We start from the raw sequence: 23510 nt of genomic DNA on the forward strand, positions 1-23510 counted from the left end.
ACGTATGACTCCATGACCCCTGTCGGCCTCGCGACCGGCGGATGGTTCGATCGTTTATGGCGGTGCCTCCGGGTACCGCCTTTTTCTTAATGCGACAGTTGCCAACAAGAGTCTTGTCAAGAGCTTGCCGCTGGCGGTGTGCAGAACACAGCCCCTTCCCGTGGAAGGTCTTCTGCTGACACGATGGTCCCTTCTGCCCTGGAGACTCGCGGAATTGGCAGGATTTTTTATCCAAACGATAGATAACGGTATAAGTTCTATCTGTTGTACCACACGCCTTGCCACCCCCCGATACGGGAGTCCCACGCTGCCACTTAAGCCGCATTGTCCTCTTGTCAGACAAACTCTACCGTGAGCCAGATGTCACTGTAGAACAGTCCATATAAAGAAATAATTACAGGAAACGCACCTGTTCACAGGACATACGTCGTCATTGGCAGACGGCACACCATGACTACAACGCCAACCACGAGATGTCCCTTTCATGAGCATTCTTGCCATTCTGATATCGCTGGGACTGTTGATGTTCCTGGCCTACCGCGGTATCACCGTTCTGTTGCTGGCACCTGTGATGGCGGCTCTTGCCGTCGTGCTTTCAGGTGATGCAGGCGCCCTGCTGCCCAGCTATACCGTCACCTTCATGAGCCAGCTGGGCGGTTACCTGGCCAAGTTCTTCCCGCTGTTCATTCTCGGTGCTCTGTTTGGCCAGTTGATGGCGGATTCCGGGGCTGCCCACGCGATTTCCGAGGGACTGGTAAGACGCCTCGGAACCCGTCATGTGATCCTCACCGTCGTGCTGGCCTGCGCCCTGCTGACCTACGGTGGCGTCTCGCTGTTCGTGGTCGCTTTCGCCGTCTATCCCATCGGGGCCCAGCTCTTCCGGCGCACCTCGACACCCAAGCGACTGCTGCCCGCGGCACTGGCACTGGGCTCCTTCACCTTCACGATGACCGCCCTGCCCGGTACCCCGGCGATCCAGAACGCGATTCCGATTCCCTACTTCCAGACCAACAGCTTCGCGGCTCCCGGACTTGGCATCATCGCCGGTCTGATCATGCTGGGGCTGGGCACCTGGTGGCTGAAGGGCAGAGCCACGAAAGCTCAGGCGCAGGGCGAAGGCTATGGCAAGCATGACAATGAGGCATTGAATGATGATGCGCCGGTGGCAAGCATGAGCATGCTGGCAGCGGTGATCCCGCTGATACTGGTGATCGGACTCAATGCCCTGCTCACCTACCTGGTTTTCCCGCGCATCGACTTCTCCTATCTCAATGACGCCTTCCCGGAGCTGGACCCGGCCGGCGCCACCGGCATGTGGTCGATATTGATCGCGCTGAGCTGTGCGTCACTCTGGCTGGTGGTGACTCGCTGGAAGCAGTGGGCTGACTTGAAGACGACGGTCAACAATGGCTGTTTCGGTGCCATGCTGCCCGTCTTCAACACCGCCTCGGAGGTCGGTTATGGCGCCGTGATCGCAAGCCTGGCCGGCTTTGCACTGGTCAAGGAGGCAGTACTGGGGCTCTACCCCGACAATCCGCTGATCTCGGAGGCCGTGGCGGTCAACGTGCTGGCAGGGATTACCGGCTCCTCCTCGGGCGGCATGAGCATCGCGCTCTCGACACTGGGCTCGACCTACATGGAGATGGCCGTCAATGCCGGGATAGACCCTGAATTGATGCACCGTGTGGCGGCACTGGCGGCTGGCAGCATGGATACGCTACCGCACTCAGGTGCAGTCATCACGCTGCTGGCCATCTGCAAGCTGACTCACCGCCAGTCCTACGGACAGATGTTCATGATGACCGTGGCGTTCCCGATGCTGGCACTGATCAGTGTCGTGACGCTGGGCAGCCTGTTTGGCAGCTTCTGACCACGACATGCCTCTGAAAGCCAAGGGCGACAGAAACGACACAGGCCACCTCAAGGGGTGGCCTGTGTCGTTTCGATACCTGAGACATCTGTCTCAGGGCGCCTTGATGGCACGGATAGTCTCAATATACGTGATGCTGTTGGATCATGGGGACTTCGGCGAGGGCACGCGTCTTGATCCAGAGCGTCAGATCTTCCTTGTCGGCCCGGGGATTCTCCGCCACCCAGTCGACGATGCGCGAGGCAATGAACTCGGCGTAGAAGTCATCATCGAACTGCAACAGCATCAGGTCTTCACTGGCCTGGCTCACTCGCAGCAGCACTTCACTGCCGGGCAGCACATACAGGCTCAATTCGTGCAGGTATTGCGTCGTGAAGGTGACACGCTTGAAGCGATCAGGGGCATCACGACCACTGTTGCTGATGTCATTCATGAAAGCCATGATGCTCCCCTGTAGTAGACATCTCATGCATTTCGCTCAGATATGAGCAGATATCTTCAATGATAGACCAGATGCTCTTGCCACGGTTGCTTTTATTAGCGTTTTTTAACGGACCACCCGACGCCTGAGCGCGGAACATTGATCAGGCGTCAGATTCACGCGTTCTGACGCAACGCATCACTCTCGAGCGTGAGTTGCACCCGCTCCAGCCAGCCCGCCAGCAAGGCTTGCTTGTGGCGACTCATGGCGTCCTGTTCGGCGATGGTCTGCGAGAATCGGCGCCCGGCCTTCTGAAGACGCCTGGGTCGCTTGCCCTGACTGCATCGCTCGAAATCCTCCGCCAGCGCCAGAATCAAGCTCTGCAAGGCACGCTGCACGGGCCTGGACATGTTCTCGCCAAGCTCGCGTCGCACGAAGCCTATTCCGCGCCCGATATCCATGCCTGTCAGGCCCAGAGACATCAGAGGCATTCCCTGCGGCTTGTCCGCGATCGCAGGTGAATCGGCCCCGCCCTGACGTGACTGCTGCTCCTGTTGACGGCTTTGCTCATGGCGGGCAAGACGCAGCAGGCGATCCCCCATGCGTCCCCCGAACCAGCTGTCCACCTGCTGAGCGGGGCGTTCGGCCAGCTCCCGGATATCACTCGCCGTTGTCTGGATCAGCTGGCGTTTGTCCCAGCCGGCCCCGGGTACCGGGATCAGGCGAAACCCGAGAATGGTCACGATCAGGCCGATCCCGGCCGCCAGACTCCGGTTGAGGGTATAGGCCACATCGAAGGTCATGCCGTTGTCGGGCATCACCAGCAGGATATTGAACACCACGAACGGCAGACAGATCCCCGCCAGCACCGGCACCACGGACCCCATCAGGCCGATGAACAACGGCACACTGAAGATCAGAATGAACAGCACGAAATGCTGGGCCTGACTCAACAGGACATTGCCGAACAACAGCACACTGGGAACGGCGAACAGCAGGCCTTTGAGCACCATGGGGATGATGGGGGCGGGGTCATCGCGACTGGCGAAGATACCGGAGAACAACGTGCCCAGCAGCATGGCCACCGCCCCATTGTCCCAGGCCGTCGCCAGCCAGAAGATGGAGGTAGTCCCGAAGATCAGCATGGCACGCAGCGCATTGGTCGCCGCTCGTCCGTGATCGCGATGCCAGCTCAGGCTGGGCTGGCGCAATTGATGACGACCGGGATGATTGATGACCTCACGCGCCTGAAGCATCACCAGCGCATGGCCCAGCACTTCCCGAAGACTATAGAGCAGCCGTGCCTCGAGGGCAGACAGATTGCGCTGACCGCGCGAGATTCTCAGACATTCTCCGCGCAGCTCCTTCAAGGTGGCGCGTGCCTGCCCGATCCCCTGGTTGTCGGCCATGCTCTGGAAGGCGCTGCCGAGTCGCTGCATCAGGTCCTGTGTCGGCTGACTGAAGCGCTCCGGTTGCTGAACGGCCGGACGCGCGAGCTGATCGTCTTGCCCGTCGTCGTCGATGGCGTTGTGGTGCTCGGACTCAACGTCAGCGCCAGTGGCGTGATGGCGCAGGAAGAATTCCGGGTGACGCAGCTGATGCAGTGCCTTGAGGGTGGCATAGAGGCGCATGCTCCGCCGGGTCAGCAGATGGACACCGCGGATACGCCCCTTGCCCTGAGGCCCCTCATATCGCGCGGAGTGGGCATCGATCTCGAGATTGTTGAGCGCCCCAAGGCCGGTCATCATCTGTTCGAGCATCGCCTGACGTTCGCGATTCTCCTCGGCATGACGTTGCTCGGCGCTCAGGTCATCCTGGGAGGGGTCCGAGAAGGCCAGCGCCATGTAACGGAAGGTGGCGTTGACGGCGGTATCCGCCAGCTGCCCCAGATGGTCCCGCACACGTATCGGCCAGACCAGCGCACTGACCAGCACGGCGCACAGTGCACCGAGACTCAACTCACTGAGGCGAGCCAGCGCCACCGAGAAGAAGTTGCCGGGCGCCGAGGACGTCAGCACCACGATGATCATGCAGGCCACCGCCCCCATCACGCAGCCATAGGAGAGGTTGTTGTGGGTGAGCGAAGCCCCGTAGATGCACAGGCCGATCCACAGGGTGACACTGCCCAGTGCCAATTCCGGCGCTTGGGCAAACAGCCCCATGATCACGACGGCGACACCGACACCCGCCACGGTGCCGGCGATCTGGCAGATGCCCTTCTCGACCACCATCCCCGACATCGGGCGTATCTGCAGAAAGGCCGCCGAGATCAGCGCCCAGTACGGGCGATCCAGATCAAAATAGAAGGCCGCGTAGAGTGCCAGTGACATGGCAAGGACACCCTTGAAGGCGAACTTCAGGGCAAAGGAAGAGGGTCTGAGAAACGCCGCGAGTGCCGGAGACATCGATCAAGGTGCTCCGTGGCCGCTGTCCTCGGCATCGGTGATGTCACTGAGCAGCCGGACACTCGCCGTCATGCCTGCCGCCAGATTGACCCCGGACGCCCGTACCGCCTCGATATCATCGAACTCCACTCTCACCGGGATGCGCTGTGCCAGGCGTACCCAGCTGAAGGTCGCACTCACCTGCGGCAGCTGCTGGGCATTGGTCGCGGTATTGTCATCGGCGATCCCCTCACCGATTCCCACGACACGGCCCTTGAAGTCCTTGTTGCCGCTCATCAGCGTGATCTGGACCGGATCTCCCTTGCGCACATGCTGCAGCTTGGTTTCCTGGAAATAGGCGCTGAGATAGAAGGAGTCATCCTTGATCAACGCCATGACCGAAGTACCCGCCGTCACATAGTTGCCCTGCGTCAGGTGCATGTTGAGGATGCTGCCATCCGCCGGGGCGGTCAGCTGGGTACGGTCAAGATCCAGTTGCGCGGATTGAAGCGCCGCCTCGGCCTGCTGCACATCGGCGCGAGCCACCTCGGCCTCGAGGCGAGCACTGTCACGCTCCTCTTCACTGATCGCCCGGTTGGTCAGGCGACTGCGTCGATTGGCTTCATGCTCCTTGAGCCGCAAGGTGGCCTTGGCACTGGCCAGACTCGCCTTGGCCTGAGCCAGCGCCGCCGCATAGCGGGCCTGGTCGATCTGCAGAATCACGTCGCCCTGCTTGACGCGAGTGGTGTCCGCCACGTTGAGCTCACTCACCCAGCCAGACACGTCAGGACTCAGCGTGATCACCTCGGCACGCACGCGAGCATCCCGCGTCCAGGGACTGTACATGTAGGTCTTCCACAGCCAGATGGCACACCAGACCGCCACGGCCACCAGACACAGGGTAATGACCCATTTCACGACTTTCTGTCGAGACTTGCTCATGCAGTTTCCTTGAAGAGTTGATCCTGACGGGAGCCTCGGCTCACACGAGGTTGCGCAGAGTGATGCTTGCCAGTGACGCCTGAGCTCGACCGCCTTCGAAGATGGAGTGACGTTGCCACAGTGACGCGACAGGTGAATGACGAGGGACATCTGACGCTTGCGACGCGAGCGCTGTCGCGATGACGATGAGTGACGGACCAGACACGAGTCGGTGAAGGCGTCAGGTCACCAGTGCGACGATTCCCGTCAGACAGATGATGAAGAGCGAGATGTCGAACCAGGCCTCGAACCATAGCTCATGATTGGCAAGCACCCGGTGCAGCAACGAGCGAATCAACCCGGCGATCACCAGCGCCGCCAGCGCATAGACCAGCATGGGGCTGATCAGGAATTCTCCCACCACCATCTCGTGCAGTGCATTGAAACCTGCCAATGGCATGTCAGGGGGTGTTTCGTTCATCGACACATGTCCTTTGGAGATCCTCTGGAGGTGAGATCACGCATGCGGGGGGCGATAGGCGAGATTGGTCGCCAGCATTGACGCTCAGTCAACGTCAACCAATGGAGGCAGGTCCGCCTGCATTCAAGGTCTCAAGCGCCCGCCACCCCACAAGAATATATGCAGGCTAACATTTATCAGGCGAGTTGCCACGTGCCCGTGATGAGACGCGACAGTGCGCAAGTGCTTCCCCCTGCTGGATTTTCCAGTAGGCGCGCGGGTGAAGTCAGCGTCCGGGCAGAACATCTGGTGGGTGTGGCAGTCATGACAAGCGGCTTGCCTCTCGACAAGCCGCTTTTGAAGGCTCCGCTCCGCTTTCGCACTCAACAACGCGCTCACTCGGTTGCGTTACACGGCATAACCGAGGATGCGCGGCAGCCATAGCGCCAGTTCCGGGAACAGCATCACCACTGCCAGGGCCGCGAGCATCGCCACGACAAAGACCATCGCCCATCCGACGGTCTTCTCGAGTCGAACACCGGCCACACTGCTGGTCACCATCAGATTGACGGCCACCGGCGGCGTGAACTGGCCGATCGCGATGTTCATCGCCAGCAGGATGCCGAACCATACCGGATGCCACCCGAAGTGCTGCATCACCGGAATCAGCACCGGCATCAGGATCAGGTAGATGGAGACCGCATCCAGCAGCATCCCGGCGATCAGTACCGCCACCATCACCAGAATCAGCAGCACCGTGCCGCTATCGGACAGCGTAATCAACCACTCGGCGAGATGGCGGAAGGTACCCAGCATGGTGCCGGCCCAGGCGAATATGCCCGCCAGCGCGATGATCAGCATCACCACCCCCGAGATTACCGCTGCTTCCCTGAGCAATTCCCACACCTGGGAGAGCTTGAGTTCACGGGTGATGAAGAGCCCGACACACAGCCCGTAGGCGGCCGCCACCACCGCCGCTTCCGTGGGCGTGAAGAGGCCTGAGCGCAGCCCGCCCAGGATGATCACCGGTGCCAGCAGCGCGGGGATCGCTGAGCGGAACGCCGGACCCAGCGCGATACGTTCCACCTGAGTCGGATCTTCCCAGCGATAGCGCCGCGACAGCACCCAGGCCGGTACCAGCAGTGCCGCACCGACCAGCAAGCCCGGAATCAGCCCTGCGGCAAACAGCGCGCGCAGATCCACCCCCGGCACCACGATGGAATAGAGGATCAACGCGATGGAGGGCGGGATCAGGATCGCCGTGGAGGCCGAGGCCGCAATCAGCGTCGCCGAGAACGCCTTGGGGTAGCCCGCCCGTGTCATGCTGGGAATCATCACCATCGCCACCGCGGCGGCATCTGCCGGGCCGGAACCACTCATGCCGCCCATGATCAGACACACCAGCACCGCCACCAGCGCGAGGCCACCGTGACGCGGCCCGATCAACGCCTGGGCAAAGCGCACCAGCCGCGCCGCCACGCCGGCACGCTCGAACACCAGCCCCGTCAGGATGAACAATGGAATGGCGATCAGCGGATACTTGGCGATGCTGTTGTAGGTATTGGTCCCCAAGGTGGCCAGCATGCTGACCGGCAGACCCGCGACGATACCCACCGCCCCCGACAGCCCCAGCGCGAAGGCCACCGGCACGCCGAGTATCAACAGCGCGGCAAAGCTTGCGAGCAACCAGAGATCAGGACTCATAATCTGACTCCTTGTGCTCCGGCGACGCATCCTGACCGGGACCATGACCGGGCCCTTGCGCAAGACGCTCGACACATTGCTGCAGCTGGCGCCAGGCCATCGCCAGCGCCAATATCGGCAGCCAGATCACATACCACCAGTTGGGCAGGCCCAGTCCCGGTGACAGCGACTCCCACTGATACTCCTCCAGCGCGAAGGTGCCGCCAAACCAGACGACCAATCCAAGCACGACAAGTACCGCCAGGGTCTGCAACACCACCACCAGTCGCCACAGCGGCAACGGCAGCACGTCTTCCAGCAGCGCGATACGAATATGTGCCTGACGGCGAATCGCCACCGAGGCGCCCGCCAGCGTCAGCAATACCAGCAGGAAGACCGAGAATTCCTCGGTGAAGGCAAAGGAGGCATCGGTGGCGTAACGCACCACCACGTTGGCCAGACTGATGATGCCGATCAGGCCCAGCGCCAACGCCGCCAGCCAGGATTCCGGCCGCACGCGTGGCGGTAGTCTATCCGCGGGGGCAGGCGCTGCGTTGGCGCCAGTGTGATGTGAGGCTTGTTGAGACGGTTGTTGCGACTTTTGCGACATGACACGCGATCCACACGAACGCCGAGGCTGTCAGGCCCCGGCGTGGTTCTTCACTCAATAACGCGCACAGACCGCATTATTCCCGATGTCATCTGCTCCGTGATCAGCGGCGATCATGGCCAGACTCAGCGCGAGGCCTCGACCTCGGCACGTGCCGTCTCGACCAGCGCCTCACCGATCTTCGGTGTCCAGCTTTCGTAGACCGACTGGGTGGCATCACGGAAGGCCTGCATCGCATCGTCATCGAGCTTGACGACATTCACGCCGCGCGCCTCGATATCCGCCAGCCGCTGGGCATTGCCTTCACGACTCATGGCGATCTCCCAGGCACCCGCTTCCCTGGCGGTCTCGGTCAGCAGGGTGCGCTCCTGTTCGCTGAGCGACTTCCAGACACGCTGGTTGGCGGCGAAGATCAGCGGGTCCGCCATGTAGTGCCAGAGGGTCAGATGGGTCTGGCCGACCTGATCGATCCGCGCCACATCAAACACCGACAGCGGGTTCTCCTGACCATCCACCGCACCGGTGGTCAGCGCCGGCTTGGCATCCGCCCAGCTCATCTGGGTCGGGTTGGCGCCCAGCGCCGTGAAGGTGTCCTGGAACAGCGGCGAGCCCACCACACGAACCTTCAGGCCCTTCAAGTCGTCCGGCGTGGTGATCGACTTCGAGGAATTGGACACCTCACGGAAACCGTTCTCGCCCCACGCCAGCGGCTTGATACCCTTGGACTCGATGGCGGCGAAGACCTGCTTGCCCGACTCACCCTGGGTCAGCGCATCGATGGCGGCGTGGTCCGGCATCAGGAACGGCAGCGAGAACAGGTTGAGCTCCGGCACCTGGGGCGACCAGTTGATGGTCGAACCCACCGCGAGATCGATCAGCCCCTGACGCATGGCCGAGAATTCCTTGGTCTGATCGCCTGCCACCAGCTGGGCATTGGGATAGACACGCAGGGTGAGGTCGCCACCGGAGCGCTCCTCTACCAGTTTCGCCCACTTCTCGGCCGCCTGCCCCCACGGGAAGGCATCCGACAGCACGGTGGAGACGGACAGCTCGCGCGCCTCGGCATCACTCGCCATCAGCGGTGACAACAGAGCCAGGCCAAGCACGCCAGCCATCAGGGCAGCGCGACTCGGGGCGGCAACACGCGAAGAAGTAGAAGAGGTAGTGGAAGGAGTTGCAGACATCGAAGCGTGGCGATGCCATTGACGAGTGACGGTGTCAGTTCCGGAGGCGGAATCAGCGTTGGCGAGTGCGGCGGTCAGGGTCATGAATAACCTCTTGATTATGATGTTGTTGAGTGTGTCCTTGGGCAGATTCGCATCTACTTTGGTCGCTGACCATTCGACCATGCGACAGATCGGCGCTTTTTCGACGCTCACATGCTATCTCGCTCGACTCCCATAACTGTATATACATCCACCCCTCGGGTTTTCCGAAACTTTTTGCGTACGAAACTCTCGACCATGTGGTGTCATCAACGTGTGTTGCCAAGGAGTGTATCCAGCGATTCAAGAGGGCCAACCTTGGTTCAGGCCCCGCCAACAGGGAGTTTTAGGATATTTCACTTTGCTTGATGCCGTGCCTTTTACAACGCCAGCGTGCCCCCAGCCCCTCCGAGGTCAGGATTTCACGGATGACTGTATATCCATCCAGCCCATTACATCATTGCGACAAATTTCCAGATCTGTCGCCTTTCATCCACGCAATGGCGCGCCACGGGTCGCAGACTGCGGATTCGGTCGGTAGACTGAGCGCCGTTCCCGCAAGGACCAACTACGACTGACCACCATCACGCACGCAAGTGTCGTACCTGACATCTCGTCGGCACCGCTTGAACGGTTCCGACCCTGACCGATGAGGCCCCTTCCATGCCGCACCCCCAGCAGGAAGCCGTACCCACTCCCACCTTCGAGACCGAGCCGCTCGACACGTCGCCCAAACGACTGCAGCCGACCAGCAGTCTCGGCGCAGCGGTCGTTCTGTGGTCGCTGCTGCTGGGAATGGGGATGCTGATGCTGGCCAACGGGCTGCAGGGCAGTCTGTTGGGGATTCGTGCTTCCTCGGAAGGCTTCAGCAACACTATGACCGGCATCATCATGTCGGCGTACTTCGCCGGCTTCCTGCTCGGCTCGACGCTTGCACCGCGCAAGCTGCGTCGGGTCGGCCATGTGCGCACCTTCGCGGCGCTGGCCTCCATCACCTCGGTGTGCATCCTGATCCATGCGCTCTATGTGGTGCCCGAGGTGTGGATCGCGATGCGCTTCATCACGGGCTTCGCCTTCGCCGGTCTCTACGTGGTGGCGGAGAGCTGGCTCAACAGCCAGGCGACCAACCAGATGCGTGGCCGTCTGCTGGCCATCTACATGGTGATCACCTATCTGGGCATGGGCGGCGGCCAGTTGCTGCTCAACGTCGCCAACCCGAATACCTATCTGCTGTTCATCCTGGTCTCGGTGATCATGTCCTTGGCGCTGGTGCCGATGCTGCTGTCCGCCTCACCGCAACCGGAAGGCGCGCAGCCGGAGGCCATGGGGCTGGTGCGCCTGCTGCGCCTCGCGCCGCTGGGCACTCTGGGCGGCTTCGCCACCGGTATCGCCAACGGCACCGTCTTTGGGATGGGCGCAGTGTATGCCGACCGCGCCGGTCTGCCGGTGCAGGAAGTCTCCTGGTTCATGGGCGCCTTCATCCTGGGTGCCGCCCTGCTGCAATGGCCGCTGGGCAAGCTCTCCGACAAGCTCTCGGCCAAGAAGGTGATTCTGGGCTGCAGTGTCGGGGCGATCGCGCTGTCCATCGGCGGCGTGCCGTTCAGTGGTGGCAGCATGCTGACCATGGCGCTGCTGGGGGCGGGGCTCGGCGGGTTGATCCTGACCCAGTACTCGCTGTTCCTGGCGGCGGCCAACAACCTGCTGACCACGCCACAGATCATCTCCGCCAGCGGCACGCTGGTACTGATGCATGGCGCGGGCGCGATTCTGGGCCCGCTCACCGCGGGCCTGCTGATGGAGCGCTTCGGGGCCGTCGGCTTCCTCTATACCCTGACCGCCATCCACGTGCTGATCGTGATTCTCGCCGCCAGTGTCACCAGCAAGCCGCGTCAGGTGCTGGATGCCGAGGATGGCGATCACCCCGGTCACTATGTGGTGGCGCCCTCCACCACCAGTCCGCTGAGTGCCGCCTGGGTCGAGGAAGCCATCACCGAGCCCGAGACCGGTCAGCTGGAATTCGACTTCGATGCCGAACCTGAGCCGGAGCCTAGCGAGGAAGAACTCGCTGCCCAGCAACAGGAAGCGGCCTCTGAAACAGAAGGAGGCGTCGTGCAGCAGGTCGACAACGAGGAAGGCGTGATGAACGACCGCGTCACCGGCATGGAAGACGACTGGCATCTGGATGGCCATATCGATGAGCAGGCCCAGCACCTCAGCGAAGAGGAGCGCCGCGTCAGGTCGGAGCCGGAGCGCGAGAGCTACTGATCACGCCTGACGGCATGCCGAAATTGAAAATAGGATAAGCGTTAACCAAGAACACCGCCCTGAGAGGCGGTGTTCTTGGTTGGAGCGGGCGAAATAGCGGCGGGCGAACCGGGACAGGAAAAACAAGGGCAGCCGTAACAGCAAACGGTTCAGCGGGGGGGTAAAGACCAGGGAAACGAAGAAGGCTCATAACGATAAAGGCTCAGCGACGACGCTTGCCCGCCCGCGCCACCAGATGCGGCGCCAACACACCCTGCAGACGGCGCACGGCCTGGGAGTGCAACTGGGAAACCCGCGACTCGGTGACATCGAGCACCGCGCCAATCTCCTTGAGATTGAGATTCTCCTGATAATAGAGCGCCATCAACAGCTTCTCGCGCTCCGGAAGCCGTTCGATGGCCTCGGTGAGTGCTCGGCGGGTATCGGCCTCCTCCAGCGCCTCGTGGGGCAATGCGAAGGGTTCCACGTAGGGAGTGGAGATTCCGCCCGGCGCGGCGCCATCCTCATCCAGCATCTCGTCCAGCGACATCACCATGCCGTTGTTGGTATCCAGCAGCAGGCGTCGATAGTCCTCCAGCGCAAGCCCCATGGCAGAGGCGATCTGGGTCTCCTCGGGCGGATAGCCCAGGCGCTGCTCCAGCTGCTGGATCACGCTCTCAAGCTCGCGCCCGGCCCGCCGCACACTGCGCGGCAACCAGTCTCGCGAGCGCAGCTCATCGAGCATCGCACCCCGGATGCGCTGACTGGCATAGGTGGCAAAGCTGGCACCGTGGCCCTGCTCATAGCGGCCCACGCATTCACACAGCCCCAGCATGCCAGCCTGAATCAGATCCTCGAGATCGACACTCGCTGGCAAGCGCACCTGCAACTGAAGCGCGATCCGGCGCACCAGCGGCTGATACTCGGTGTAGATATCCTGCTGGGCCATGCGCCCATTGGCGGTATACATCGGCGTCCTGGTCCTCGCTTGCATCCCTCGGGGTCGTTTGACTCAGGGTCGTGCCCCCTATCCTCGGGACTCCTGTTCCCAGCGTATTGTCGCGCCCCCACCACAAACCATTCGCTCGAATAGCTACCCTCAGTGACGGCTTTCCTGCCTTACGTCGCCATTGGGCCACGGGGAGGCGGAAATGAAGGCAGACAGGAAGAAATAGTGAGAGAAGACGAGACACGCACAACGCCCACCAGTAGTTCCACTGAATGTCGCGAGGATGTCACGGGAAGCGCCCGCAAGAAGAGCGCGCAAGGAAAGCCAGAGGGACAGCCGGAATGAGAAACGTCGAAAGGCCGCAAAAAATTTCTAAAGTTCTGCCGCGCCGCGACGATAACTGAAGCAACGGCACAGGAGTCGTTACTGGCGACACGCCATCTATCTCCCCATTACGACAGGAAGTGACACATGGCTTCAGTGATCAATACCAACACCCTTTCCATGGTGACTCAGCAGAACCTGAATCAGTCCCAGAACGCCCTGAGCACCTCCATGGAACGTCTCTCCTCCGGCCTGCGCATCAACAGCGCCAAGGACGACGCCGCCGGCCAGGCCATCGCCAACCGCATGGACTCCCAGATCACCGGCCTGTCCCAGGCACAGCGTAACGCCAACGACGGCATCTCTGTCGCCCAGACCGCTGAAGGCGCTTTAAATCAGGTCAACGATAACCTGCAGCGCGTACGTGAACTGACTGTGCAGGCACAAAGCGGAACTAATAATGCAGATGATCTAAGTTCAATTCAAGATGAAATCACCATGCGAATGGAAGAGATTGAACGAATCACAGAACAAACAAGCTTTAATGGCATTAATGTTCTTGAGTCAGATCAAAACTTGAGTATCCAAGTAGGCTCTAATGATGGTGAAGTAATTGATATAAAGCTTCAAGCCGTATCCTCATCAACTCTGGGAATGTCAGGATTCGATATAACAAATACATTTTCAAGTAAAAATCTAACTGAAGTTGTCTCGGGTGGAACAGTAAATACCACTGAAACAGCTAACATAAAAGCTAATGCGTATTCACCGGCACCAGGCACAGCAGACCTTGAAGCTGAAGGAGTATATGAGAAAAAGACTGGAGATGGTTATGTAGTAAAAGCTGAGAATGGCCAATATTACGAATTAACTACTAATGAAAACACCGGTAAAATGACGTGGGATTCAGGATCCAGCTCTGTTGCAGCGTCAGATGTAAACGAGACACAAGCAGTTACTTCGATTACTGAAAAAACTACTGCACCGTCAACTGTTAATTATGTGGGGAGCGATTCGATCCTTGCTGATGGCTCGACGACAGTTAGCGGAATTTACCAGCGAAATGATATTGAAAAAAACTATATCGATAACCCTGCAAGCGATACCATTACAGGCTATGCTACAAAAGGAACAGATGGAAAGTTCTATGAAGTTGAATTAAGTGTTGACACCACCGATAGTGGTTATGATGTTAATGATAAGTCTACATGGGTAATGCAAGCTACGCTCGTAGGCACTGACGAGGGCGCTGGTAATGGCACAAAGGCAGTAGAAGTTAGTATCGGAAATATCAGCAACAGCTCGGCGGCCGAGACTGAGGTCGGTGTGACGGAAAAAACCATCACCTCTAATGATGACCTAAAGAATGAAGCATTGGCATCTGCCCCTGTATCTACAGGGCTATATGCACTTTCTGATGGCAGTGGGTACGCGGTAAAAGCAGACAATGACGAATATTATGCAGCCACAGTCGCAAGTGATGGGGGTGTGACTTGGGATTCATCCACCACATCGATATCTTCATCTAAAATTGATACCACTACTGGTACCATTGATGATGTTTTAACCGGCACAACAACGATCACGCCCACTGGCTTGGCAGAAAATGAATCCTTATATCAATTGACAGATGCAGATGGGGCTTCTCTCGGCTCATATGTAGTAAAAAGCACCGATGGCAATGGTAATACAATTTACAATAGCGCGACATTAGACACAGATACTGGTCTAGTGACCAAAAGTGAAGACACATTAACTTTCGACCCCTTATCACAAATCGACAATGCACTTAAAACAGTTGATACACTGAGGTCTGGTCTAGGTGCTGTTCAGAACCGTTTCGATTCTGCCATTACCAACCTGGCAACCACTGAAACCAATCTCTCGGCAGCCCAATCGCGTATTCAGGATGCCGATTACGCGGAAGAAGTCTCCAGCATGACCACCGCACAGATTCTGCAGCAAGCGGGGACTTCCATGCTGACCCAGGCCAACCAGGTGCCGCAGAACGTGCTGTCACTGCTGGGCTGATCTCTGGCTCGCGTGCTGCATAGGCCTGTCACTCAGCAAGAGTGGCAGGCCCGCCGCTATCGGATGATAGTGACCTTGTCTTTTCAACCTCCGCCATCGATATCCAGTAGCAGCAAACAAAAAAGGGCAGACGCATCGCGTCTGCCCTTTTTCATTGAAATGCGGACATGAATCATACCGCCATATTCATGATTTCCTTGTAGGCGCTGAGCAACTTGTTGCGCACCTGCACAGTCATCTCGAATTCCAGTGAGGCCTTCTGGCCTGCCACCATGACCTGATCGAGGCTGACATCAGGACTGCCCAGCTCGAAGGCCCTAGCCTGCCCCGCCGCGACCTGCTGAGACTGGCTGACGCGCGACAGCGAGTCCTTGAGCATGCCGGCAAAACCCGACGACGCCTCAATCATCTCGCCTGGCTGCCCGCTGCCCCCCGCGGCCTGAGCCGCCATGCGCTCAAGTTGCTGCACCCCGTCCTTCATGGCGGGTGACAGCGCGGACGTCACGCTCGCGCCAACTGATTCGATTGCCATCCCGCCTCTCCTGTCTCAACGCGCGCCATTCGTCTGCCGCTTTCAGTGGAGCTCAGCCTATCAGCCAAACGCAGAGCTGAAAGTCGCTAATACCCGCTTTTTGACACGCTATTCGTCTGATTGGTTACCCCGACAGCTTCGATAATGGGCACCCTGCGACAAGAGGGTGACACAACTCTCCTGCCTGCAGGCACCACCGCTGCGACCCCAGACCACGGCGCCGTCATCTTGCGCTAACCGGACATCTGCATGAGTACACCCAGCCAGTCAGCGCCCCAGGGGGCCAGCAAGCCCTCGGCGGGCAACGGCAGCCACACCGTCAATGACCTCAAGACCCGTCTGGCGTCACTGCCACGCCTGCCCTTGATCATGGCGGCGGCGTTCTGCGTGGCCGTCATCGTCGCGCTGCTGCTATGGGGTACCCAACCACAGTGGAGCGTGCTGTACCGCGATCTGCCTGCCGATGAAGGTGGCGAGATCGTCACGCAGCTCGAGCAGGCCGGCGTGCCCTATCGTCTCAGTGATCAGGGCGCGACCCTGGAAGTACCGGCAGACCAGGTCTATCGCCTGCGCCTGTCCATGGCACAGCAAGGCCTTCCGAGTCAGGGCGGCACCGGATTCGAGCTGATGGACACCCAGGCCTTCGGCATCAGCCAGTTCACCGAGCACGTCAATTATCAGCGCGCCCTGTCGGGGGAGCTGTCACGCACCATCGCAAGTCTCGAACCCGTCGCCAGCGCGCGCGTGCATCTCGCCCTGCCCGAGGAATCCGTCTTCGTGCGTGAGCGACGTCCGGCGACAGCCTCGGTGGTGGTCGAGCTGCACCGGGGTCAACAGCTCAAGGATCGCCAGATCCAGGCCATCCAGCACCTGGTGGCAGGCAGCGTGCAGGGCCTGGTGAGCGAGGACATCACCGTCGTGGACCAGAATGGCGAGCCGCTGTCGCGCCCGGCTGGCGATACGCTCAATCTCGATGGCAGCGCCCTGGAATATGCCCAGGCGCTGGAGCAACGCTACCAGTCGCGCATCAACGTATTGCTGACCCCGATTCTCGGACGCGACAACTTCCGTGCCGAAGTCAGCGCCCAGCTGGACTTCTCGCATTCCGAGCAGACGGAAGAACATTACAGCCCCAATCAGACCCCCGGCACTGCCGCCGTGCGCAGTGCACAGCTCAACAATGCCGGCGCGGGTGACATGGCGATGATCGGCGGCATTCCCGGAGCACTGTCCAATACGCCACCGGGTACCGCCGCCTCGCCCATCAATGCCGCGGATGACACCGGGGATGAGGGTGACACTGCCGCCAGCCACGCAACCGATGAGGAAAGGGATGGCAACTATCAGCACAGCTCGATCACCAACTACGAGCTGGACAAGGTCGTGCGTCATACCCGTGAGCGACTGGGGCGACTGGACAAGCTGTCGGTGGCGGTGGTCGTCAATCACCGAGGCGTGACGGATGCCAACGGCAATGTCACCTCCCGCCCGCTGGATAGCGAAGCGCTTGAGCAGATCAAGGCATTGGTACGTCAGGCCATGGGCTACAGCGAGCAGCGTGGCGACAGCCTCAGCGTGATCAATGCGCCCTTCGTGATGGCAGGCAGCGCCGACGTGAGGCCGGATGACATTGCCGAATGGTGGCAGAACCCTGAACTCCAGGCGCTGGCCATCGAACTTGGCCGCTACCTGATCATCCTGATCGTCGCCTGGATTCTGTATCGCAAGCTGCTGCGGCCGCTGCTGACACCTCTGCTACGCCCGCAGAGTGACTACCAGACCATCGGGCAACCGGCGGGGCCCATGGGAGAGAGCCTATCTGCCGCAGGCATGGAGGCCAGTGTCGCTGTGCCGGGTGCCAGTCAGACGGCCCCCTCGGGACAGGAGCCGCCCTCTCGTGGCCCCAGCACTTACCAGCAGAATCTCAAGGATGCCCGTGACATGGCCCGTGAGGACCCTCGCCTGGTCGCCATGATTCTCAAGAACTGGATGAGTCACCATGAGTAAGTCCCTGTCCAACCTGGAACGCAGCGCCGCGCTGCTGATGAGCCTCGATGAAGACAGCGCGGCCGAGGTCTTCAAGTTTCTCTCCACCGAGGAGATCCAGAAACTGAGCACCACCATGACCCACATGCCTCAGGTGTCCCATCAGCAGATGGCCAAGACCCTCGAGGATTTCCATGCTGACAGTGAGCAGTTCAGCGCGGTCAACATGCTCTCCAGCGACCATATCCGCGCGGTGCTGGTCAAGGCACTCGGTCAGGATCGCGCCAGCTCCCTGCTCGAGGACATTCTGGAAAGTTCCGGCAAGAGCAACGGCATCGAGTCGCTCAATCTGCTGGAGCCGGCATTGGCCGCCGAGATGATCCGCGATGAGCATCCGCAGATCATCGCCACCATCATGGTGCATCTGGAACGTCATCAGGCCTCACAGATTCTCGAGCAGTTCGCGGAAGCCCTGCGCAACGACGTGCTGCTCAGGATCGCCACCTTCAATGGCGTCCAGCCGGCAGCCCTGCAGGAATTGACCGAAGTACTGGCCAACATGCTCGATGGCCAGAACCTCAAGCGCAGCAAGATGGGCGGTATCCGTACGGCGGCGGAGATTCTCAACCTGATGCCCGGCCAGCATGAAGAGCAGGCTCTGGAAGCGGTACGCCACCACGATGAAGCCCTGGCGCAGAAGATCGTCGATGAGATGTTCGTGTTCGAGAATCTGGTTGATCTCGAGGACCGCTCCATTCAGCTGCTGCTCAAGGAAGTGGACAACGACACCCTGGTGATCGCTCTCAAGGGCTCTGGCGACGCGGTACTGCAGAAATTCCTGCAGAACATGTCGCAGCGTGCCGCGGAGATGCTCAAGGACGACATGGAAGCGCGCGGCCCGGTGCGTGTCACCCAGGTCGAGGGCGAGCAGAAGAGCATCCTGCAGACCGTCCGTCGCCTGGCAGACAGCGGCGAGATCGTGATCAATTCGAGTGGCGACGCCTATGTCTGATCACCTCACCAGCAGCGCAGATGACGGCTGGCAGCCGCTGGAACTCGAGTCGCTGGACACGGCGCTGGAAGCGCGGCCAGACGCCACCGGCTCGCGACAGGCAAGCACGAGACAGACGGGGTCAGGCACTTCTCCGGATGCGGAGCTGCTCAGACGCATGACGCAACGGGCACGTGCCACGCTGGAAGCGCAGCGCCGCCAACTCGAACAGGCCGCCCATGAAGCAGGCTACGCCGCCGGTGAAGCGGCCGGCTATCAAGCCGGGCTGGAGCGCGCACGCCAGCAGGCGCAGGCGCAGGCCGAGCAGCAGGACAAGGCCGCTCGACAGGCGCTGGCCGAGCAGATGGCTCAGGTCACGCCGCTTGTCCATCACCTGCAACAGTCATTGACCAGCCTCGAGGAGCAGATCGGCGATGAGCTGGCGGCCCTGGCCGTCAGTGTCGGTCGGCATCTGGCCAGAGAGGCGTTCCGCGCGCACCCCGAGCATGTCGTCGAGAGCGTCCGCAGCCTGCTGGCCGCGGATCCACCGCTGCTCGGGCGCCCTCGCCTCTATCTGAATCCGGCGGATCTGCCGCGGGTCGAGCAGGCGATGGGCGCAGAACTTGCCCGCCTGGGCTGGCAATGCCTGCCGGATGCCAGTCTCAGTGTCGGAGGCTGTCGTGCCGAGGCGGACAGCGGCTGTCACGATGCCAGTCTGGAAAGCCGACTGGCACTGCTGTCACGCCAGCTGCGCAAGCGCGCGGCCCCCACGGATGACACCACGGCAGGCGCACGTATCCTGCACCTGGAGCCGGCGCTGCAGGAGACCCCCGAGAACGCCTTCGCGCCAGCGCCGGCAGCGTCATCGCTGTCCCCTGACACCCTCGAGCGTCTGCCCTCATGAGCGATTCTGCCTCTCAGCAATGGCGCAGCGCCATGCAGGCCATCCGTCAGCGCGTCGAGACGCTGGAACCCCAGCTCACCACCGGGCGTCTGGTGCGTGCCACCGGTCTGGTACTCGAAGCCGTCGGCCTGCGGCTGCCGGTGGGCGCCAGCTGCCTGATCGAACTGGGGCCGGGCATGGCCCCGGCCGAGGCCGAGGTGGTGGGCTTCGCCGACCAGACCCTCTACCTGATGCCCATCGACCCGCTCAGTGGGGTGGCGCCGGGTGCCAAGGTCATCCCCCTGGGGCATGGCAATGTCGGCGAACGTCGCTATCCGGTCGGCGACGCCCTGCTGGGGCGTGTCGTGGATGGCGTCGGCCGACCGCTGGATGGATTGGGGCCGCTGGAGGACGTCAGTCATGCGCCCTTGGAGGGACAGCCGCTCAATCCCCTCGAACGCGCCCCCATCGACACGCCGCTGGACGTGGGGATTCGCGCCATCAATGCCCTGCTCAGCGTTGGCCGCGGGCAGCGTATGGGGCTGTTTGCCGGCTCAGGGGTCGGCAAGAGCGTACTGCTGGGGATGATGGCCCGCTTCACCAATGCCGATGTCATCGTGGTCGGCCTGATCGGTGAGCGTGGTCGCGAGGTGCAGGAATTCATCGAGCACACGCTCGGCGAAGAAGGCCTCAAGCGTGCGGTGGTGGTCGCGACCCCTGCTGACATGACCCCCCTGCATCGACTCAAGGGGGCCAGCTACGCGACACGCATCGCCGAATCCCTGCGCGATCAAGGCCGGGACGTGCTGCTGATCATGGATTCGCTGACCCGCTACGCCATGGCGCAGCGCGAGATTGCCCTGGCCATCGGTGAGCCACCGGCCACCAAGGGCTACCCCCCTTCCGTGTTCGCCAAGCTGCCGGCACTGGTGGAACGCACGGGCAACGGCCGGCGTGGCGGCGGGTCTATCACCGCCTTCTATACCGTGCTCACCGAAGGGGATGATCAGCAGGACCCGATCGCGGACAGTGCCCGCGCGATTCTCGATGGTCATATCGTGCTGTCGCGGCGCATCGCGGAGAGCGGGCACTACCCGGCCATCGATATCGAGGCCTCCATCAGCCGCGCGATGTCGGCGGTGGCGCCGGAGCGCCAGCTGACCAGAGCCCGCCGCTTCAAGCAGCTGTACTCGAGTTATCAGCGCAATCAGGACCTCATCGCCATCGGGGCCTACCAGCCGGGCAGCGACAAGACCCTGGACAACGCGGTGCGCCTGCATGAGCCCATGGGGCATTTCCTGCAACAGGCCACTTCACAACGCGCCAGCCTTGCCGATAGTACTGACATGCTGGAACAGCTGCTGACCCAGCAGTGACGCGGCTGTGTCGCGTCAGCGCTGCGCCTTTCGCCATCACGAGGGAACGTCACGCATGACCCTATCCACTTCACGCTTTGACACCTTGACCCGGTTGAGCGAACGCCGCCGTGATGGTGCCGCACGCCTGCTGAATCAGCAGCGTCAGCGCCAGGACTCCGCCGCCAGCCAGCTGGCGACGCTGGAGCAGTATCGACTCGATTATCGCCAGCAGATGCAGCAGCGCCTGGCCCAGGGTCTGGACCCGGCCAGCTGGCAGAATTTCCAGACCTTCATCGCCTCGCTGGACAATGCCATTGCGCAGTGCCGCCAGCGTGTCGCGATGGAGACGTCGCAGACGACCGCCCGGCATCAACGTCTTGTCAGTGAGCAGCGCACCCATGCGGCCTGGCAGGGTTTGGCGGAACGCGCCGCCCTGGAGACCAGTCGCGAAGTTCGGGCAAGCGAGCAACGTCGCAGTGACGAGATGGCCATGCAGGCCTGGCGGCGCCACGCCAGCCTCTGAGCGTAGTGAATGACGGCACGATCACTGCGCGTATTCCGGCGCATCAGGGAGAGCTTGCATGACCGATAGCCCCAGCATCCTGGCCACGACAGGGCCTTCCTCGTCGTCGATGGCCTTTTCAAACAGCCAGCCGCGCAATGCCCGGGTCAGTCCCCCCGGTCAGGACTTCGAGCAGCATCTGGCGCAGGCTCGCAGTGAGGAGAAGCGCAGTGCGGAGCAGGCTCAGGAAGCTCGCCTGCAATCCCGTCATCAGCGAGCGCAGGCGACGAACGACGAGTCAGCTCGAGCACTCGAGGATGATCGCGCCGCCAAGGCTGACTCAAGTGCTGATTCAAGCGCTGACGCCACGACTGACGAGACCTCTCGAGATCTTGCAGGCGACACCGCCCGTCACGAGGTCGAGCCCCGCCATCCCTCCGATGACACCTCGGACCTCAATGGCGCGATACAGCACATGCAGGCCCTGCAGGAGATGACGAATCAGGCCCGATCATCCTCCAGCCCCGCCACGCCGGATGCGCTCGCGGGCGCCAACGGGCAGCAGGCCCAGGCGTCTCTTCCGCGCAGTGACTGGTTCACCTCACTGCGTAGCGGCAAGGTCGGTGACATCAAGAGCGAGGCAGGCAAGGCCTCGGGCACACCCACCACGTCTCCCCCGACAGACACGCCGCCCCTGTCGTCCCGTATATCAACCGACGCCGTGAGCCGTGCACTCACTGCGCTGACTCCCGCAAGCCTGACTCAGGGCGAGGCGGGACCGTTCACCGCGCTCCCCGGCGAGGGAGGTGTCGCGACGGGGTCGCCGAGCCATCAGGTCGCGCTATTTTCCGGCATGCTGGGCGATGCCAGCAGCGCCTCCGGTGGCCGCTCACTGGCTGGCATGCCTCTCGCCGCCCCCGGCATGGCACCGCAAGGCATGCTGCAAGGCACTCTTCACGGCGTGTCCCCCAACGTCGGCAGCCAGGCCTGGCAGCAGTCCCTGAGTGACCAGGTGGTGCGCATGCAACTGAGCCGAACGCCCCAGGCGGAGCTGACGCTCAACCCGGCGGATCTCGGCAGGCTCAGCATTCACCTGAGCCTTGGCGAGCAGACGACCAGCGCGCACTTCGTCGCCGCGCATCAGCAGGTGCGTGCCGCGGTGGAAGCGTCCCTGGCGGACCTGCGTCAGGCGCTGGATGCGCAGGGCCATGCGCTGTCAGAGGTCACCATCAGTGGCGAGGACGATTCCGCTGCTCAGTTCCACTGGGGCGATGGCCAGCAAGGTGGGCGTGATGACGGCCACGGCGAGCGACAGTCCGGCGAGCACGCTCCCCTTTGGGCATCACGCACCGGAGGAGCCCCCTCATCAGACACTCACGACCGCCAGGCCTCCTCCCTTGGAGACCCGGCGCTTGCGAGCCGCCAATCCTCCGACCTGACGCTTGCCGCGCTCTCCTCTGGTCGCGAGTGGCAGGCATGATCTGCGGGATGAACTTGCGTGACGACATCGTGCGAGCAGAGGCCCCCGCGCCTGACCTGAGGCGCAGATGATACGACCATCACCCAAGTAAGCCCCCAAGCGTGGCCTTATTCCGCCCTTCGGCATGGTCCCCGTCGGGCATACTGGCGCCAGCCACCGACCCCGGAGACCTTGCATCACGATGTCATCGACCACCGCTTCACAGAATCCATCCCGTACCTGGCTGATGATCGGTCTGATCAGCATGGTGACGGCCGTGATTGCTGCCCTGGCAGTGGTCTATTTCGCCTTGCCGGTCTTCAGTGACCGCCAGGCGAGCGAGGCGGACGACACGCCGGACGTCGTGGTCGAAGCGCCCCCCGTCTTCCTGCCGCTGGCACCGTTCACCGTCAATCTGGAGAGCCCGCGAGGCAATCGACTGCTCTATATCGGGGTGACCTTCAAGCTGGCCGACGAGGACGCCTCACGCCTGGTGCAGTCACGCCTGCCTGAGCTCAAGAGCCGGATGCTGCTGTTGCTGTCAGGCCAGAACCCGCAAGAGCTGACCAGCCAGTCCGGCAAGTTGGCGCTCCAGACCACGCTGCGTGACGAGCTGTCTCGTCCCTACAGTGAAGGGGGCCAGCCACTGGCCATCACCGGCGTGCTCTACAACGACTTCATCGTGCAGTAATCCTCC

Annotated in this window: 19 protein-coding genes; 10 read left to right on the top strand and 9 right to left on the bottom strand. The window is 61.5% G+C overall.

Going from position 1 to position 23510, the window contains the following annotated elements:
• The first annotated feature begins 484 nt into the window (after positions 1–484).
• Positions 485–1870 carry a GntP family permease gene (locus tag ACZYGA_RS07470; RefSeq protein ID WP_479398740.1) on the top strand — a complete coding sequence of 462 codons (1386 nt, stop codon included), beginning with the start codon at positions 485–487 and terminating at the stop codon, positions 1868–1870.
• Positions 1871–1991: 121 nt separating this feature from the next.
• On the opposite strand, the gene ACZYGA_RS07475 is transcribed toward ACZYGA_RS07470, so the two are convergent.
• From ACZYGA_RS07475 to ACZYGA_RS07505, 7 genes are all read right to left on the bottom strand, one after another.
• The gene (locus ACZYGA_RS07475; RefSeq protein ID WP_479398741.1) at positions 1992–2312 is read right to left on the bottom strand and encodes a type 2 periplasmic-binding domain-containing protein; all 321 of its coding nucleotides are present in this window, start codon (positions 2310–2312) and stop codon (positions 1992–1994) included.
• 155 nt (positions 2313–2467) lie between these two features.
• Entirely contained in the window at positions 2468–4696 is a 2229-nt protein-coding gene (locus ACZYGA_RS07480) for an FUSC family protein (protein WP_479398743.1), read from the bottom strand.
• 3 nt (positions 4697–4699) lie between these two features.
• Positions 4700–5617, bottom strand: coding sequence for an efflux RND transporter periplasmic adaptor subunit (locus tag ACZYGA_RS07485; RefSeq protein WP_077376306.1), 918 nt, complete (start codon positions 5615–5617; stop codon positions 4700–4702).
• Between the two features lie 220 nt (positions 5618–5837).
• Positions 5838–6077 carry a DUF1656 domain-containing protein gene (locus tag ACZYGA_RS07490; RefSeq protein WP_240499517.1) on the bottom strand — a complete coding sequence of 80 codons (240 nt, stop codon included), beginning with the start codon at positions 6075–6077 and terminating at the stop codon, positions 5838–5840.
• A gap of 387 nt (positions 6078–6464) precedes the next feature.
• On the bottom strand, positions 6465–7760 hold the full coding sequence (locus ACZYGA_RS07495; protein ID WP_191237026.1) for a TRAP transporter large permease: 1296 nt from the start codon (positions 7758–7760) through the stop codon (positions 6465–6467).
• Positions 7750–8256: a TRAP transporter small permease gene (locus tag ACZYGA_RS07500; RefSeq protein ID WP_404625594.1), complete on the bottom strand. Its 507-nt coding sequence runs from the start codon at positions 8254–8256 to the stop codon at positions 7750–7752. The genes ACZYGA_RS07495 and ACZYGA_RS07500 overlap by 11 nt, the downstream gene beginning before the upstream one ends.
• Positions 8257–8474: 218 nt before the next feature.
• Entirely contained in the window at positions 8475–9464 is a 990-nt protein-coding gene (locus ACZYGA_RS07505) for a DctP family TRAP transporter solute-binding subunit (protein WP_404625684.1), read from the bottom strand.
• Positions 9465–10217: 753 nt separating this feature from the next.
• Between ACZYGA_RS07505 and ACZYGA_RS07510 the strand changes: the two genes are divergently transcribed.
• Positions 10218–11819, top strand: coding sequence for an MFS transporter (locus tag ACZYGA_RS07510; RefSeq protein WP_404625596.1), 1602 nt, complete (start codon positions 10218–10220; stop codon positions 11817–11819).
• Positions 11820–12021: 202 nt separating this feature from the next.
• Here the strand turns inward: ACZYGA_RS07510 and ACZYGA_RS07515 are convergent, their stop codons facing one another.
• Positions 12022–12768, bottom strand: coding sequence for an RNA polymerase sigma factor FliA (locus ACZYGA_RS07515; RefSeq protein ID WP_404625598.1), 747 nt, complete (start codon positions 12766–12768; stop codon positions 12022–12024).
• A 450-nt stretch (positions 12769–13218) separates the two neighbouring features.
• Here ACZYGA_RS07515 and ACZYGA_RS07520 point away from each other — a divergent pair, with 450 nt between their 5' ends.
• Positions 13219–15102, top strand: a complete 1884-nt coding sequence (locus tag ACZYGA_RS07520; RefSeq protein WP_404625599.1) for a flagellin N-terminal helical domain-containing protein — start codon at positions 13219–13221, stop codon at positions 15100–15102.
• A 172-nt stretch (positions 15103–15274) separates the two neighbouring features.
• Here the strand turns inward: ACZYGA_RS07520 and fliE are convergent, their stop codons facing one another.
• Positions 15275–15634: a flagellar hook-basal body complex protein FliE gene (gene fliE / locus ACZYGA_RS07525; protein WP_404625600.1), complete on the bottom strand. Its 360-nt coding sequence runs from the start codon at positions 15632–15634 to the stop codon at positions 15275–15277.
• A 249-nt stretch (positions 15635–15883) separates the two neighbouring features.
• Between fliE and fliF the strand changes: the two genes are divergently transcribed.
• From fliF to ACZYGA_RS07560, 7 genes are all read left to right on the top strand, one after another.
• Positions 15884–17641, top strand: coding sequence for a flagellar basal-body MS-ring/collar protein FliF (gene fliF / locus ACZYGA_RS07530; protein WP_404625601.1), 1758 nt, complete (start codon positions 15884–15886; stop codon positions 17639–17641).
• Positions 17634–18632 carry a flagellar motor switch protein FliG gene (gene fliG, locus ACZYGA_RS07535; protein WP_084208650.1) on the top strand — a complete coding sequence of 333 codons (999 nt, stop codon included), beginning with the start codon at positions 17634–17636 and terminating at the stop codon, positions 18630–18632. Before fliF ends, fliG begins: the two co-directional genes overlap by 8 nt.
• Positions 18625–19515, top strand: coding sequence for a FliH/SctL family protein (locus tag ACZYGA_RS07540; RefSeq protein WP_404625603.1), 891 nt, complete (start codon positions 18625–18627; stop codon positions 19513–19515). The genes fliG and ACZYGA_RS07540 overlap by 8 nt, the downstream gene beginning before the upstream one ends.
• Positions 19512–20870, top strand: coding sequence for a flagellar protein export ATPase FliI (gene fliI, locus ACZYGA_RS07545; RefSeq protein ID WP_404625605.1), 1359 nt, complete (start codon positions 19512–19514; stop codon positions 20868–20870). Before ACZYGA_RS07540 ends, fliI begins: the two co-directional genes overlap by 4 nt.
• 55 nt (positions 20871–20925) lie before the next feature.
• A complete protein-coding gene (gene fliJ, locus ACZYGA_RS07550) occupies positions 20926–21375 on the top strand; it encodes a flagellar export protein FliJ (protein WP_303564895.1) in 450 nt (149 codons plus the stop codon).
• Positions 21376–21433: 58 nt separating this feature from the next.
• Positions 21434–22834 (top strand): flagellar hook-length control protein FliK, encoded by a 1401-nt coding sequence (locus tag ACZYGA_RS07555; protein WP_404625607.1) that lies wholly within the window; start codon positions 21434–21436, stop codon positions 22832–22834.
• A 181-nt stretch (positions 22835–23015) separates the two neighbouring features.
• Entirely contained in the window at positions 23016–23504 is a 489-nt protein-coding gene (locus ACZYGA_RS07560; protein WP_077376268.1) for a flagellar basal body-associated FliL family protein, read from the top strand.
• The last annotated feature ends 6 nt before the right edge of the window (positions 23505–23510 follow it).

The sequence above is a fragment of the Cobetia sp. BL01 genome (assembly GCF_056493605.1).